This is a genomic window from Longimicrobium sp. (genome assembly GCA_036377595.1).
GTDB lineage: Bacteria > Gemmatimonadota > Gemmatimonadetes > Longimicrobiales > Longimicrobiaceae > Longimicrobium.
Genome location: DASUYB010000081.1, coordinates 1 through 14301, shown reverse-complemented (window position 1 = coordinate 14301; position 14301 = coordinate 1). Strand labels below are relative to the sequence as shown.

General features: G+C 70.1%; 19 protein-coding genes. 2 read left to right on the top strand and 17 right to left on the bottom strand.

Going from position 1 to position 14301, the window contains the following annotated elements:
- Positions 1-189: 189 nt before the first annotated feature.
- The 11 genes from VF092_11445 to VF092_11395 form a co-directional block, all read right to left on the bottom strand.
- Positions 190-780 carry a hypothetical protein gene (locus VF092_11445; protein ID HEX6747895.1) on the bottom strand — a complete coding sequence of 197 codons (591 nt, stop codon included), beginning with the start codon at positions 778-780 and terminating at the stop codon, positions 190-192.
- 18 nt (positions 781-798) lie between these two features.
- A complete protein-coding gene (locus tag VF092_11440) occupies positions 799-1704 on the bottom strand; it encodes an aminoglycoside phosphotransferase family protein (protein ID HEX6747894.1) in 906 nt (301 codons plus the stop codon).
- Complete coding sequence (locus tag VF092_11435) at positions 1701-1892, bottom strand: hypothetical protein (protein HEX6747893.1); 192 nt, start codon at positions 1890-1892, stop codon at positions 1701-1703. Before VF092_11435 ends, VF092_11440 begins: the two co-directional genes overlap by 4 nt.
- A gap of 365 nt (positions 1893-2257) precedes the next feature.
- A complete protein-coding gene (gene bla / locus VF092_11430) occupies positions 2258-3169 on the bottom strand; it encodes a subclass B3 metallo-beta-lactamase (GenBank protein HEX6747892.1) in 912 nt (303 codons plus the stop codon).
- 136 nt (positions 3170-3305) lie between these two features.
- Positions 3306-4295 carry an SAM-dependent methyltransferase gene (locus VF092_11425; protein ID HEX6747891.1) on the bottom strand — a complete coding sequence of 330 codons (990 nt, stop codon included), beginning with the start codon at positions 4293-4295 and terminating at the stop codon, positions 3306-3308.
- 300 nt (positions 4296-4595) lie between these two features.
- Positions 4596-4829 (bottom strand): hypothetical protein, encoded by a 234-nt coding sequence (locus VF092_11420; GenBank protein HEX6747890.1) that lies wholly within the window; start codon positions 4827-4829, stop codon positions 4596-4598.
- 39 nt (positions 4830-4868) lie between these two features.
- Positions 4869-5243, bottom strand: a complete 375-nt coding sequence (locus VF092_11415) for a hypothetical protein (GenBank protein ID HEX6747889.1) — start codon at positions 5241-5243, stop codon at positions 4869-4871.
- A gap of 215 nt (positions 5244-5458) precedes the next feature.
- Positions 5459-6001 (bottom strand): DUF4199 domain-containing protein, encoded by a 543-nt coding sequence (locus tag VF092_11410; GenBank protein HEX6747888.1) that lies wholly within the window; start codon positions 5999-6001, stop codon positions 5459-5461.
- 327 nt (positions 6002-6328) lie between these two features.
- Complete coding sequence (locus tag VF092_11405) at positions 6329-6772, bottom strand: GNAT family N-acetyltransferase (protein HEX6747887.1); 444 nt, start codon at positions 6770-6772, stop codon at positions 6329-6331.
- A 172-nt stretch (positions 6773-6944) separates the two neighbouring features.
- Positions 6945-7403: a response regulator transcription factor gene (locus VF092_11400; GenBank protein HEX6747886.1), complete on the bottom strand. Its 459-nt coding sequence runs from the start codon at positions 7401-7403 to the stop codon at positions 6945-6947.
- 9 nt (positions 7404-7412) lie between these two features.
- A complete protein-coding gene (locus tag VF092_11395) occupies positions 7413-7736 on the bottom strand; it encodes a hypothetical protein (GenBank protein ID HEX6747885.1) in 324 nt (107 codons plus the stop codon).
- Between the two features lie 542 nt (positions 7737-8278).
- On the opposite strand from VF092_11395, the gene VF092_11390 reads away from it, so the two are divergent.
- The gene (locus tag VF092_11390; GenBank protein ID HEX6747884.1) at positions 8279-8734 is read left to right on the top strand and encodes a PDZ domain-containing protein; all 456 of its coding nucleotides are present in this window, start codon (positions 8279-8281) and stop codon (positions 8732-8734) included.
- Positions 8735-9019: 285 nt separating this feature from the next.
- Here VF092_11390 and VF092_11385 read toward each other — a convergent pair whose 3' ends face one another.
- The 6 genes from VF092_11385 to VF092_11360 all read right to left on the bottom strand — a co-directional run bounded on the left by VF092_11385 (position 9020) and on the right by VF092_11360 (position 12481).
- Positions 9020-9433: a VOC family protein gene (locus tag VF092_11385; protein HEX6747883.1), complete on the bottom strand. Its 414-nt coding sequence runs from the start codon at positions 9431-9433 to the stop codon at positions 9020-9022.
- Between the two features lie 54 nt (positions 9434-9487).
- Positions 9488-9877: a DUF2255 family protein gene (locus tag VF092_11380; GenBank protein HEX6747882.1), complete on the bottom strand. Its 390-nt coding sequence runs from the start codon at positions 9875-9877 to the stop codon at positions 9488-9490.
- Positions 9878-10051: 174 nt separating this feature from the next.
- Complete coding sequence (locus VF092_11375; protein ID HEX6747881.1) at positions 10052-10549, bottom strand: hypothetical protein; 498 nt, start codon at positions 10547-10549, stop codon at positions 10052-10054.
- Positions 10550-10720: 171 nt separating this feature from the next.
- Complete coding sequence (locus tag VF092_11370; protein HEX6747880.1) at positions 10721-11221, bottom strand: VOC family protein; 501 nt, start codon at positions 11219-11221, stop codon at positions 10721-10723.
- A 272-nt stretch (positions 11222-11493) separates the two neighbouring features.
- The gene (locus tag VF092_11365) at positions 11494-11718 is read right to left on the bottom strand and encodes a hypothetical protein (GenBank protein ID HEX6747879.1); all 225 of its coding nucleotides are present in this window, start codon (positions 11716-11718) and stop codon (positions 11494-11496) included.
- A 73-nt stretch (positions 11719-11791) separates the two neighbouring features.
- Complete coding sequence (locus VF092_11360) at positions 11792-12481, bottom strand: alpha/beta fold hydrolase (GenBank protein HEX6747878.1); 690 nt, start codon at positions 12479-12481, stop codon at positions 11792-11794.
- 300 nt (positions 12482-12781) lie between these two features.
- Here VF092_11360 and VF092_11355 point away from each other — a divergent pair, with 300 nt between their 5' ends.
- Entirely contained in the window at positions 12782-13981 is a 1200-nt protein-coding gene (locus VF092_11355) for a DUF2911 domain-containing protein (GenBank protein ID HEX6747877.1), read from the top strand.
- Positions 13982-14301 lie beyond the last annotated feature (320 nt).

The window sequence follows — 14301 nt, the reverse complement described above, 5'->3', positions numbered from 1 at the left end:
CGGACGCATGCCACAGATTCCTCGGGCGCCGCCCGGTATCAGCGCGATTGAAGGTTCGGAGCAGCGGCGCCGCTCGGAATGACATCCGATCCGAATGCACGATCAATTGCGGCAGCCGATATCAGTCCTCCGTTCCCTCCGCGTGAGCCTTTTCAGGATATCACGCCGCGACGACGGCGCCGGCGTCCGTCACGACGCGGGCGCCCGCGGGCTCCGTCCTGCCGTGGCGACGATCGGCAGGCCGACGAAGGGGATGTGGCCGAGCAGCTGGATCAGCCACCGCACCGTGATCCGCGGCGGGCGGCGCGTGAGGGCGGGGATCACGATCAGCGACATCACCATCCAGATGAACGGGCCGTAGATGGCGGCGACCTTCAGCGTCCCCCAGCGCGATGCGAGGAGCCGGTCCAGCCCGCGCCAGCGGTCGGCGAGCAGCACGAACACCGCCGACCATCCCAGCGCCACGCCGAAGTGCATCAGCAGCCCGATCGCGATCGTCCGCGCGCCGCCGTCGAACGCCTTCTGCCCCAGCAGCGTGGCCGCCACCCCCTGCCAGAGCCGCGCGAAGGTCGAGTGGTAGAAGACGGTGACGAGCACGATCGCCCAAATCCCATCCACCACGCCGGTAACCAGCCCGGTACGCAGGATTCGCGGGAGGGGAGATGGGCGATCGGACGCGCGCAGATCGGCCGCGTTGGCGGAGAGCGTCGGCATGGTCGGGGCGGGGTGCGGGGTGGGGATGGGATCGAAAGAACCGATGCGGCGCAGGAGCTTCGTCATGCGCCGGGATGAGAACGTCTACGGCAGTGTCTCACGTACGCCGAGGCCCAGCCGGTCGATGATGCGGGCGCATCGCGCCGGGTCGTCGGTGAGCCCGGCGCCCAGCCCCCACAGCCAGTAGTCCACGCAGCGCACGAGCGTCCACGAGCGCGCGAGGCCGCGGTCCAGCTCCGCCGCCTCGGCCAGCGCGTGGAAGTGGCGCTCCACTCCGCCGCGCGCCTCCATCTCCTCCAGCCGGCACCACAGCAGCTGCGCGAGCCCGTACTCCGCGTCGCCCGCCACCACCTTGGGATCGATGGCGAGCCAGGGTTCGTGCCCGCCGCCGAGCACGTCGTCGTAATGCAGGTCGTAGTTCACGAGCAGCCCCGCGGCGCGCGCGCCGAGCCCGGCCGCCAGCTCGCGCGCGAGGTCGAGCGTCCGCCGGGGCAGCGGGCGGCCGTACCTCTCCCACCGCGCAACGAGGGTTTCGGACAGGCGCCCACCGACAGCGCGGAGCGGCCGCACGCCGTCCGGCGCGGCGATCGCCAGGCGCCGGAGCAGCCGCCCCGCGATGGGGACGGCCTCCTCGACCGGCAGCCCGGCGAGCGAGCGGGCGGAATCGAGGCGCTCCAGGAGCATCGCGGTGCGCGCCGGTTCCCAGGCGAGCAGCCGGACCGCGCCCCGGCCGTCCCAGGCTTGCAGCGCCACCGCCTCGTCGACGGTGGATTCGTCGCTCCACGACACCTTCAGCACGCACCGCTCGCCGCCGCGCATGACGGGAACGGCCAGGGCGAGGTAGCCGTGCATCGGCGCCCCGTCCACGGCCAGGTTCCAGCGCCCGCACAGGTCTTCGACGATGCCGGGGAGCTCGCCGATCCACCTGCGCCCCGCCTCGCCGTCGCGGATCACTGCGGCGCGCGCGAACGCCTCCGGGACCCGGATCATCCGTGCTCCGATCCGCCCTCCGTCGCGGGCGGGACGATCCACACCTGGTCGCGCAGCGGCTCGTCCTGGTGCGCCGCGTGCCGCCGCTCGGCCGCATCGGCGGCGGCTTCCGCGAGCTCGCGCGTCGGATACTCGCCGATCAGGTACTCCTCGCGGGCGAATGTATCGTACCCCATCACCTTCCACATCGCAGCCTCACACCGGATTTCAGGATCAACCGCGCTTTGAAGGAAGGGGATGTCATTCCGAAGGCGCTGCGCCACCCCATCCTCCACGCCAGAGCCGTGGCGCCTGAGGAATCTTTGGCTCGCCCCCGAGCCACAGGCCGCCTGTCGCTCGGAATTACATCGGATCGGAATGCACGATCAGTTGCTTCGGCCGAACGATACAAGATCCGAGTGAAGCATTGGTGCGTCCGACGGAATCGCGTGCTGACGCGGTTATAGATCCTTCGGCCTGCAAGCTCTTGCGCAGACGCTGGCTACAGTCTGGCCGGCCTCAGGATGACGTCGGCGTGGGGGGGGCGTGGGTGTATCAACCCCCAATTCCCGCGTCAGCGCTGGCCGCCCTCCGACGCCACGCGGCGCTCCAGCTGCTGCCGGGCGGTGGCGGCGTAGCGCCGGCACGCCTCGCGGTCCACGAATGCGTCGGGCTGCCCGGCTTCCCGCGCTGCGAGCCGGTCCCACATGGCCGAGGCGCCGGGGTGCGGGGTCAGCAGCACGTCGCAGCCGAGCCGCTCCAGCACCGCGAATCCCCGCTCGAAGTCCTGCAGCGCGGTGGGATACGTCCGGCTGGCGGTGAAGCGGAAGCCGTCGGCGGACACGGGCGTCTGGCTGTCGGCGTACACCATCTCCAGGCACCGCTCGCCCTCGCACGACCGCCACGTCCAGGTGGTGCCGCCCGGCGTGTGTCCGGGTGTGAGGTGCGCCGTGAGCGCCAGCGTGCCCACGCGCACCGTCTCGCCGTCCGCCAGCACGCGCACGCCGCGCACGGGCGCGAACCCGGGAAGGGAGCCGTACTGGGGATCGTCCGGCCCCGACGCGCCGCGCTCGAGCGCCGGCGCCGACGGCGCGCTGGCGGCCGCCGCGGCGCCCGACGCGCGCTGCAGCGCCGCGATCCCGCCGGCGTGGTCGAAGTGCGCGTGCGAGTTGAGGATGAGCTTCACGTCCTCCACCCGGAACCCGAGCGCCCGGATGCTGCCCATGATCTGCGGCGCGGACTCGGGGAGCGCGCCGTCGATCAGCACGTGCCCCTGGGGCGAGGTCACCAGGATGGCGCTCAGGCCGTGGGTGCCCACGAACCAGGTGTTGCCGAAGACGCGGAACGGGCGCTGCGGCACGTTCCACTCCGCGCAGCTGGCGCACGACGGGGCGGCCGAATCGCGCGCCTGCGCCGGGAGCGCCGCGGGAAGCGCCAGCGCGGCGAGGAGAGCGGCGGGGGCGATGCGGATCTTCATCCACTTCATGCGGGTTGGGGCGATGCAGGAGATGGTGCCGTCACCAGACGAGCGGCACCAGGCAATGGCTCACCTTCGCGCGATAGGTGTCGTAGCCCGGCAGGTCGCGCGCGAGGATGCGCTCGCCACGCCCGCGCTGCCACGCTCACGCCTCACGCGGGGGCACGACGGCGACCGCGAAGCCGGCCGCTGCGCGCTTGCGCTCCGTCTCCGGCCCGAAGTCACGCTGCTCCTCGAGCGCCAGCCCGCACGAGGCGAGGAACTCGGCGACGCGCTCGCGCACCGGCGGCGTGTTGTCGATGCCGAACTTCCACGGCTCGCCGGTGGCCTTGATGACGGCGCGCGCGTAGCGCCAGAAGAGCGACTTCGAGCGGATCAGCTCGGTCGAGACGTAGTCGAACGCCACGGCGGTGCCCGGCGTGGTGCCGGCGATCTTGCGCAGCGTGCTCTCGACGGCCGCGCGCTCCAGGTACATCGACACCGACTCCCAGGTGAACAGGCTGCGCCGGGCCGGATCGAACCCCGCGTCCACCAGCTTCTCCATCCAGTCGTCCTGCTCGAAATCTGCGGGGACGAAGGTCACGCGCGAGGCGTCGATGCCGGCACTCCGCAGCACCTCGCGCTTGAACGCCTGCGTGGCCGGCTCGTCGATCTCGAAGCAGCGGACGCGCGACTCCGCCGGCAGCCGGTAGGCGCGCGTGTCGAACCCCGCGCCGAGGATGACGAGCTGGTCGATCGACGGGAGATACCGCTCGACCGTCTGGTCGTAGAAGGTGGTGCGGGCGGCCGACTGGTGGTTCATCGGCGGCGCGCCCGGATACGGATAGCGGTAGAGCCGGGGGACGTAGCCGGTGAGCCGGTGCGCCGCGTCCGATCCGGCCGTGGTGAGGAACAGCCCCGTCGCGGAGACGTTTGGCATCGCCCGGATCAGCCGCGCGGCCGGCTCGTCGCGGCGGGTGCCGAGCACGTGCTGCCGGTAGCGCGTGTAGAGCGACGCCAGCACCGTCGCCGACGCGCCCGTCCGCCGGCTGTGCCTCACCATCCGCGTGACGAACGGCACGTATCCCACCGCCGCCACTGGCAGCGTGAGCACCTGCGCGAGCCGAAAGACCGCCGCTCCGATCGGGTTCCGCATCTTTCTCCTCCTCTCCCGTCCGACCGCGCCATGCGCCAGGGGCACCGGGCCCGGTCATCCCGGGCTCGCTTCCCCCTAAAAGGTCCCGAACCCTTTCAGAGGAGGAGGGAGGTGATCCTGTGACACTGCCCCGGGGCGGTTCTGGTATCTACCACCGTCGGAGCGGGATTGGCAACGAGCGAAGCGAACGCGCCGGAGACCGCCACCCATGGCGGTCTCCGGCGCGTTCGTGGCTACGACGAGCGCGAGGCGTGGCTCGTCGAATCGCTCAGGCGCCTGCTGCCGGGTTGATGCCGCGCGTCAGGCTCCGCGCCTCCAGACGCACCAGACCCTCTGGCCGCGCTGGGTCCGGGAGTAGCGCTTCGCGGTCGTGAGGCAGCTCGACCCGTCCGCGGCCAGCAGTTGGTTCGGCTCCCGCTTCGCCGTCACCAGCTTGCGCTCCAGCGCCGGGCTTTGCGACTGGCCCAGCCGCGGCAGCGGAATGCTCGTGCAGGCGCCGAGGAGGAGCAGCACGACGATGAGTCGTTTGCGCATTCCAGTCTCCATCCGTTCCTGGCGATAGGGGAGCGCGGATCAGCCGCCCGCCGCGGGCGATCCCGGGTGCGGGAGCTTGCGGAGCTCCACCCATCCCCAGGGCATGTGCACCAGCAGCACCTCGCTGGTGGGCTCGTCCAGCGCGGCGTACAGCGACGTGCCCGCGGGGAAGCTGGAGTCGCCGTTCCGCCACCCCTCGGACCGCTCGCCGTTCACGATCACGTCGTCGCACCCGCGCTGCCGGAGCGTCCGCGTGAACTCCGCGCCGACCCGGTCGGGGCTCGATTGCTGGTACTGGGCATAGTCGATGTCGTTCACCCGCGCGGCATGGACGCAGCTCCCCGCCGATCCGGTGATCCCCGAGCAGGCGGCAACGAGGATGGGAAGCAGCGGGAGAAGGTTTCGCAAGCGCATGGGAATACCGGGAGGTGCAGCGTGGAGGGTGACTGCCGTTGGACCATCCGAACAACGCACGTCCTGTCCGAATGTGACACGTTCATCCGCTCCATGGACGGATTGGGACGTAAAGATGAAGAAAGAATCTCACGCAGAGGTCGCAGAGGTCGCAGAGGGGCTCGTTCGGTTCTCTGCGACCTCTGCGCCCTCTGCGTGAGACGCTTTTCAGCGATCTACGCGACCGCCGCCGTCAGCCCCGGCTCCTCGCGCCGCCGCTTACGGCTCAGGATCCCCGCGGAGACGAGCGTGAGCACCAGCCCGACGGGGAGCGGCTCGATGAAGGTGATGGCAACGTTGAAGAGCGGGTTCCGGTACAGCTGCACGAAATGCTGCGCCTTGGCGATCTCCGCCTGCATCTGCGCCGGAGTGGCGCCGCTGGCCCGCGCCTGGTCGATCATGTACGCCTGGAACTTCTCCATGAAATCCGGGGCGATCACGTAGTAGATCAGCTCCCAGGTGGCCACGTAGCACACGGACGCGACCACGACGATCAGCGCGCCTACCGCCAGCGCCCGCCCGAAGCTGATCGTTCCGCCCCCCACGTTGTCGCGGTACGAGCGGATGCCGAAGAACACCAGCAGGAAGGCCGCGACCATCGTGGTGTAGCCGATGACCTCGCTGTGGTTGATCTGGTCGGCGAACGGGATCGTCAGCAGCATCATGGCCGACAGGATGCCGCCGGCGATCAGCCCGAAGGTCCAGACGGTTCTCTTCATCGTTCGTGTCTCCAGGAGGGGTGGCGTGATCCGTCCGTTGATGCCGCCATGGTAGCCGCGCGGGCCGCGGATCCGCGTCACCCGAACGGGTGATTCGGCCTCCCGCAGTCAAAAATCACCCGTTGGGGGGATGAGGGCATCGCCGCTCCCGGTATCCAGGTGCGCACCGAACCCGCTCCCGCGCCGACGTCATCCTGAGGCCGGCCAGACCGTAATTGGCGACTGCACAAGAGCTTGCAGGCCGAAGGATCTGTGGCCGGCCCCGCGCGTGATCCGGCAAGACGCACCTGGTCTTCATTCGGGATCCGGCACAACCCGAGGTCTCCGTCAGCCGGGCGGGGGAGTGGTAGCGGGGAAAATCTTCTTCAGATGGAAGTGCGTGTGCCCGGCGGGGAAGTCCGCGAGCTCGGCGAAGACGGTGTAGTCGTGGCGTTCGTAGAACTCCCGCGCCTGGAAGTCGAAGGTGCCGAGCCACGAGCCGCGGCAGCCGCGCCGCATCGCGTGCGCCTCGGCGTTGGCCAGCAGCCGGCTCCCGTGGCCGTGCCCGCGCAGCGCGTCGTCCACCCACAGCCCATCGATCATCAGCCACCCCCACGCGGTCGCGCCGTAGACGCCGCCCACGATGGTGCCGTCATTTCCGCGCAGCGAGAGGCAGAGCGCCTTCCAGTCGCGCGGGCCGACGTCCACCGGGTCGGCCTCCCTGATCCCGCGGCGGACGCGCTCGGGGACCTCGGCGTCGTCGTCTTCGACCCTGATCTCGTAGTCGGGCATGTCATACCGACTCGGGGGGAAGTATGGGTGCGTCCGGCCCGATCGCGTGCTGCCGCGGTTATAGATCCTTCGGCCTGCAAACGCTTGCGCAGACGCTGGTTACGGCCTGGCCGGCCTCAGGATGACGTCGGCGCGGGGTCTGGGTGCATCGACCAGATTCGCGGATCTCGTATCAGGGGATGAGGCCCTGCTCCTTGGCGATCTGCACGGCCTGGGTGCGGCGCCGGGCGTTGAGCTTGTCGAAGAGTCGGCTGGAGTGCGTCTTCACCGTGTTCTCGCTGACGAACAGCCTGGCGGCGATCTCGCGCGTGCTGAGCCCCGCGGCGATGGCCTGCAGGATCTCCAGCTCGCGCGGGGTGATGCCGAGCTGCCGCACGCGCGCCTCGTCGGCCACGAACGGCTCGGACGCGCGGACGGGCACCTGCACCGGCACCTCGCGCACGACGACGGTCTCGCGCGTCTTCGTGAGCTTCAGCCCCAGCCAGATCCCGAGCCCCGCGAACAGCGCCGCCACGATGCCGCCGTAGATCTCCAGCGAGTGCTCGATCACCAGGAAGCGGTACTCGATGAGCTTCAGCCCGGCGATCAGCACGCCGCCCAGCAGGCCGTACAGGAGGATGGTCTTCTTCACGCGACGATCTCATCCCGCCGCGGCGGCGGCCGGCGGCACCCGGCACGATGCGGTGCGCACCGCCGTCGCCGGCTCCGGCGGGCTCTCGCGGCCGGGGACGTCGGTGCGGAGCCAGCCGCGGCCGACCAGGCTGTCTCCCCGCGCGCGGAACTCGTAGGAGCGGCCCCAGAGCCCGTCGTGGCGCACCAGCCAGACCTCGCCGCGCGCGGTCACGAACCAGTATCCGCCCACGATGGCCGGCGTGGGGCCGAACCGCGCGACCCGCACGCCGGGCCGGTCGGCGTTGAGCTTCAGGTCGGGCACCGTGTCCAGCGCGAACTGCCCGTCGCCCATCCGGTAGCATCCGGCCACCGCTCGCCAGCGGGGCGAATCGGGATCCGGCCGGGGCGATCCCCCGCCTCCCCCTGGGACGCACGCGCTACCCGCCAGGAGCAGGACGATGGGGATGCACTGCCGGAAACGATTCATCGGATCAGCCGGAGGTCGACGGAGGAAACGGACGTGTGAATCCCAAGCTACGCGATCCGCGCGTGGGCAACCATACTCCTCGCGGCGGACGGTCTATTCCGGCCACGGGCCCCGGTCCCGTGCTGTACCCGTCCGCGAAAGTGGGGATCGTGAAAGGGCGGGGCGGGGACGACGGCGGACATCCGGTTCCTGGACCGCGGCGCGGAGTCCGCCCTCCGCGTGCGGGTCCGGATAGAGATCGTGAAACCAGGACACGGGATTTCGCGTTCGCAGGAGTGTTCGTTATCATGGCGGGAACACGTCCAACCAATCCGGCGTCCAGCGCATCCAACGACACGTCGGCGCAACCCGCCGGCATCTCCTTCGACCCCCGCGGCCCTCGCCAACCTCCATCCGCGAGACAGCGTATGCGAATCTCACCCCCCGTGTCCACCCTCGCGGCGGCCTTCGCGCTGCTCGTGCTCCCCGCGGCGCTTTCCGCGCAGACGGCCCCGTCCGCGCCGGCCGCCTCGCGCCCGCCCGGGTGCCGCGGAACGAACTCTTCGACCTCGTCGGTGTCGCTGGGGCGCGAGAACGCACCGCCGGTGGTGTTCTCCAGCTATGCCGAGATCGAAGAGGTCCAGCCGGGCTCGCCGGCCGAGAAGGCAGGGTTCAGGCGGGGCGACAAGGTCATCCTGCAGAACGGCCGCGATCTCGTGGCCAACCCGCCGCCGCCCGCCCTGGCCGGGGATACGGTCGTGTTCACGGTGGACCGCAACGGCACCGAGGTTCCGCTCACCGTGGTGATGGGCCGCTGGGACCCACCCCAGCAGGCGGAGGGCGTGACGCGCATCTGCCGGCCGCTGGCCGCCGGACCCGACTGATACCCAATCTCCGGATTAACTGTGCATTGGGGGAAGGAATGTCATTCCGAAGGCGCTGCGCCGCCCTCTCCTCCATGCCAAAGCCGTGGCGCCTGAGGAATCCGTGGCTGGCTCCCGAGCCACAGGCCGCCTGTCGCTCGGACGCATGCCACGGATTCCTCGGGCGCCGCCTGGCATCTGCACGAATTGAAGATTCGGAGCAGCGGCGCCGCTCGGAATGACATCGGATCCATCCGGTCGTGCGGCGTGCGAGGCTTGTCCAACGGTCGAAAAGGGGGGATTCGGCTACTCGCTGCCGCCGAACACCAGCACGTAGCCGCTCGGGTCGCGCACCTCGAACTCCCAATCGCCGTACGGCTGCTGCGTCAGCGGCATCTTGATGAAGGGCCTGGATTCCAGCGCTTCGTACAGCGCGCGCACGCCGTCCATCCGCAGGTATGCGTCCCACAGCCCCGCCGGCCTGAGATCGTCGAGGTCGGGCTTCCGGTAGCCCTCCAGCGACAGCAGCATGATCTCCGCGGCGTCGCGGTGGATGCTGGCGTAGACGAACGGCTCCTGCTTCGGCACCGTCCCGCCGATCGCGAACCCGAGCTCGTCCACGTACCACCGCGCCGTCGCCGCGACGTCGGCGACGAGAAACGTCGGCACGGCGGAGCGGATGGCGACCGCGCTGGCCGCAGGGGCGAGTGTGTCGGTCATTGGAATGCCTCTGTCGCCGTTCCGTGTGAGGCGTTGCTCGACCGCGGCTGCACGCTACGCAGGTACCAGTTCGAGCGTGGTCGCCTCGCGATGCGCCTCGGCGAACCCACGAACCCACTTTTCCGACGCCCTGGTATTGTACTTCGACGCGTATGCCTCCGTAACCGCGTGGCGCATCCGCTCGCTTCGCACGGCGACGGCGCGGACGGAGAGGTCCTGCCCGGCGACGGAGATCGTACCGAGAGGTTGTTTCCGAAAGGCGCGGTACCAGCCGGTGGGCTTGTCGTTCCAGGATCGCACGAAGACCCGCCGCTCGACCACCACGACCCACACGCCGGTGTACCGGTGCTCCTCGCCCGAGCGTACCCCGAGGATCTTCGCCCGGTGGAGCGCCTCCAGCTCGGCTTCGGAGAACTGGTGGGCAGTCATCGCGAACTCCAGCATTCTGTTCGCCGTCGAAGGCGTCGCCACGCCGGACGAGCACGCCCGCAACGGGTTAGAAATCCCACTCGTTGTTGCAATTGTCGCAGTGCGCTCGGGTGAACTTCTTCTTGCGCGATAGACCGGTGGCGAGCACGGAAAGCCCTCCGGTCACGTCATCGGAGGGATGCGCGGCGCTCACTCCGCGTTGCCGAGGAGCCCGCGCGCGTCGCCGGTCAGCCGTCCGCGCGCGACATCTCCGCGCGGCAGCGCCTGCCCCTGCGCCGCCCTGGCGATGACGAGCATGCCGGCGGCGGAGCCCGCGCCCAGCAGCGCCGCGGCCCCCGCCATCACCGCGCCTTGGATCGTCAGCCCGGCACCAAGGAGACCTACGGCAGCGGAAAGCCCGCCGAGCACGAGGCCTCCCACCGCCCCCCACGCGGCGAATCGCGGCAACGAAAGCTGGTCGAAGCTGCGGCGGCCCTCGGCAAGGCTGAGGACGGTGGAGAAGATCGTCCCGCCGACGAAGCCCAGCACGCCGAACGTCACCGCGTAGTTGGTGATGACGGTGCCCATCGGGAAGTGGAGCAGCGAGGCGGTGATCCAGCCGGTGACGGCGCCGATCGGCGCCCATCCCGCCGCCCACGTCAGGCCGATTCCGATCGCGCCGCGGATCCGCTGGAGCAACTTCTTCATCGGCGTCTCCTCACGCTTCGTATCCAGTTGGTAGACGGTGCAAGAGCGCACTTCCAAAGCTCAGGCGGGACGGGCAAGCGGCGCAAGGGCTGATGGAAGCAACCCGGCCGTCGAGCGACGCAGGGCTCCGACGCGATTGGGTTCGCGCCGGAGCCCTTTGTCCGCCGTGGATCACGCGCCGGCGTAGGCGGCGCGCAGCTCGGCGATGTCGAGCTTCTTCATCCCCAGCAGGGCGTTCATCGCGCGCTCGGTTCCGGGCGAGCCCGCGTCTTCGAAGATCTCGTCCAGGAAGTTGGGGACGACCTGCCACGAGACGCCGTACCGGTCCTTCAGCCAGCCGCACTGCCGGGCATCGGGATCGCCGCCCTCGGACAGCTTCTCCCAGTAGTGGTCGATCTCCTCCTGCGTGGCGCAGTGCACCTGCAGCGAGATGGCCTCGTTGAAGGTGAACACCGGCCCGCCGTTCAGCGCCGTGAACGCGTGCCCGTCGAGCTCGAACGCCACGGTCATCACCGATCCCTCCGGCCGGCCGAGCTTCTCGGGGCTGCCGGAGCCGTACCGCGTGACGGCCGTGATGCGCGAGTTGGGGAAGATGCCGGTGTAGAAGCGGGCGGCTTCCTCGGCCTGGTCCGCGAACCAGAGGCAGGGGCTGATGCGCTGCGTGGTGGCCATGGGTCGTCTCCTGACTGGGTTTTCGGGATGCTGTCGCAGCCTTGCATCCCCTAGTCGGAGCCGACCCCGCCTTCTCTACATGATACGAATCCGGGAATTCGGTTGATGCACCCACGCGATCCTGCACCGACGTCATCCTGAGGCCGGCCAGACTGTAATCAACATCTGTGTAAGAGCTTGCAGGCCGAAGGATCTATAACCGCGTCGGCACGCGATCCAGTCGGACGCACCCATACTTTCACGTGGACTCAGTCTGAGCTACGGACGCGGCGTCAGAGCTCGGCCTCGCGGCGGCCGAGGTCGGCGCGCCGCTCCTGCAGCGTCGTCTCGCCGAAGTGGCGGCGCGGGTTGCCGCACATGGGGCAGGAGCACAGCCGGCGCGTGTGCGCGATCTTGCCGCGGTGCCGGGCATCGTCGCGCGCGTAGCCGCCGTAGTAATCGGCTACCCGGCGCTTGACGCGAAGCTCGTGGTGCCGGCGAAGGGATCGAGAGCGCATTCGTGAGTCCGATCAGGAGTGTGTCGCCACGTCCAATATAACGATGCGTCGCGGCACGGGTCGACGTACCCGGTCAACGCCTCAGGAAGCGCAGCAGCAGCTGGTTGAACGCCTCGGGAGCATCCTGGTTGGGCAGGTGCGCTCCGGGGATGCTCGCCACCTCCACGCCGGGAGCCTCGTTCCGCACCGCCTGGGCGGCGGCGAGCACACCCGGCGAGTCCCGTTCTCCCACCACCAGCAGGCGAGGCATCGGCAGCGCACCAAGCCGCCGCCGGCCGGCGGGATGGGTCAGCACGGCGTTCGAGTCGACCGGGATGCCGGGAGGAGGACCGCTGGTGGAGACGAGCACCAGGCTCTCCACGCGTTCGGGATGCCGGAACGCGAAGTCGAGCGCCGCGCCCCCGCCCATCGACAGCCCCACCACGTGCGCCCTCTGCACGCCCAGGTGGTCCAGCACCCGGGTGACGTGCTCCGTCTGCGAGGGAGGGTCCAGAGGCGCGGTGGAGCGGCCGTGTCCCCCCGCGTCGTAGCGGATCACGCGGAAGCCCGGCGCGAGCGCACCGGCCTGCGCGTCCCACGATCTGAGGTCCATCCGCCCGCCGTGAAGCAGCACCACGGCCGGGCCGCTCCCCTGGCTCTCGTAGTACAGCGTGCCGCCGTCCACCGCGATCCTTCCGGTGTCGGCCGGCGCGGGAGTGGCGGGCGCCCGCATCGCCGGCGTGCAGGCGGCGCAGAGGAGCAGGGGGAGATGGTACGGACGCATGGTGCACCTCCGAATGGGGGGGGAACGATCAGAAGAGGTGGGGGTCGCCGCTTTCGAGGATCGGGATGAGGATCATTCATGCTGTCGATAGATGAGGCCCGACCTGATCTTCCAAAGAAATCCGCGCCCGCCGTTCCGGCAAGCATTGCGTGCGCGGGTAGATCGTTCGTCCCGTGGTTCGCGCGCCTGGTCACGCCCGGGCGTGTCTCGCCACAATCCTGGTGACGCGCTGCGATGTGGCGCGTAAGATTGCCCGGGCCTTCCCGCGTCGGTTCCCGATCTCCCGCCATCCCTTGCCCCATGAGACGCTTCGCCATTGCCCTCGTCGCGGTCTTGCCCATCGCGTGCGGCCGCGCCGCGCCGGCCGAGGAGTACGGGTTCGTCGCGCGCCTCGGCCGCGACACGGTCTCGGTGGAGAGCGTGACGCGCCGCGGGAACACCGTCACCAGCGACGCGGTGGACCGGTTCCCGCGCGTGCGCCGGCGTCACACCCGCATCGAGCTCGGCCCCGGCGGCGAGATCCGGCGCCTGGAGATGGACATCCACACGCCGAGCGACCCGGCCGCGCAGCGCGAGCGCCGGGTGGTGGCCGAGGTGACGGCGGACTCAGTGCGCATCTCCAAGCGCGACAGCACGGGCACGGTCACGCGCGCCTTCGCCACGCGCGGCGGCATGGCCATGGCGACCGTGCCGCAGATGTACAGCCTGTACGAGCTGTATTTCGCCGCCGCGCTCCGGCGCGCCGCGGCGGCGCACCGCGCGCCCGGCGACACCGTGCGGATGCGGCAGTTCCACATCGACCGGGAGTTCGACGATTTCCCGCTGCAGCACGGCGTCGTGCGGCTCCTGCCCGGCGGCCGCGCGGAGATCACGCACGACTGGCTGTCCGGCACCGGCGAGGCGGCGTTCGACACCGCGTACCGGATGCTGCGCTACTCCGGCGCCCGCACGACGTATCTCGTGGACGTGCGCCGCCTGGACTCGCCGCCCGACGTGCGGGCCGTGGCCGAGCGGTTCGAGGCGCGGGAGGCGAGGGGCGGCGGGTTCCGGCAGCTGAGCGTGCGCGACACGGTGCGCGCCCGCATCGGCGCCGCCGCGTTCACCGTCGACTACGGCCGGCCGCTGGCGCGCGGGCGCGTGCTGCTGGGCAACGTCATCCCCTACGACCGCGTGTGGCGCACCGGCGCCAACGCCGCGACGCAGTTCACCACGTCCGCGCCGATCACGCTCGCCGGCTTGTCGCTCCCCGCGGGGACGTACACGCTGTGGACGATCCCCCACGCGCGCGGCGCCGAGCTGATCGTGAATCGCCAGACCGGCCAGTGGGGGACGAGATACAATCCCGCGCACGACCTCGGCCGCGCGCCGATGGCCACCGGGACGTCGGCGCCGCCGGTCGAGCAGTTCACCATCTCGATCGACGCGATCGATGGCCGGCGCGGCACGCTGGCGATGGCTTGGGGCCCGTTCCGCTGGACGGCGCCCATCGAGGTGCGATGAGGCTCGAGGAACGTACGAACCGCCAGCAGCCGCGGGAGCATTTCGCCCCCGCGGCTGCTTCGTGTCTCGTGTCATACCGGCTACCGCAATTGATTGTGCATTCCGATCAGATGTCATTCCGAGCGGCGCCGCTGCTCCGATCCTTCAAACCGCACTGATTCCAGGCGGCGCCCGAGGAATCTGTGGCCGGCTTCCGAGCCACAGGTCGCCTGTCGCTCGGACGCAGGCTACAGATTCCTCGGGCGCCGCCCGGCATCCGCGCGGTTGAAGATCCGGAGCGGCGGCGCCACTCGGAATGACATCCGATATCCGATCCGATT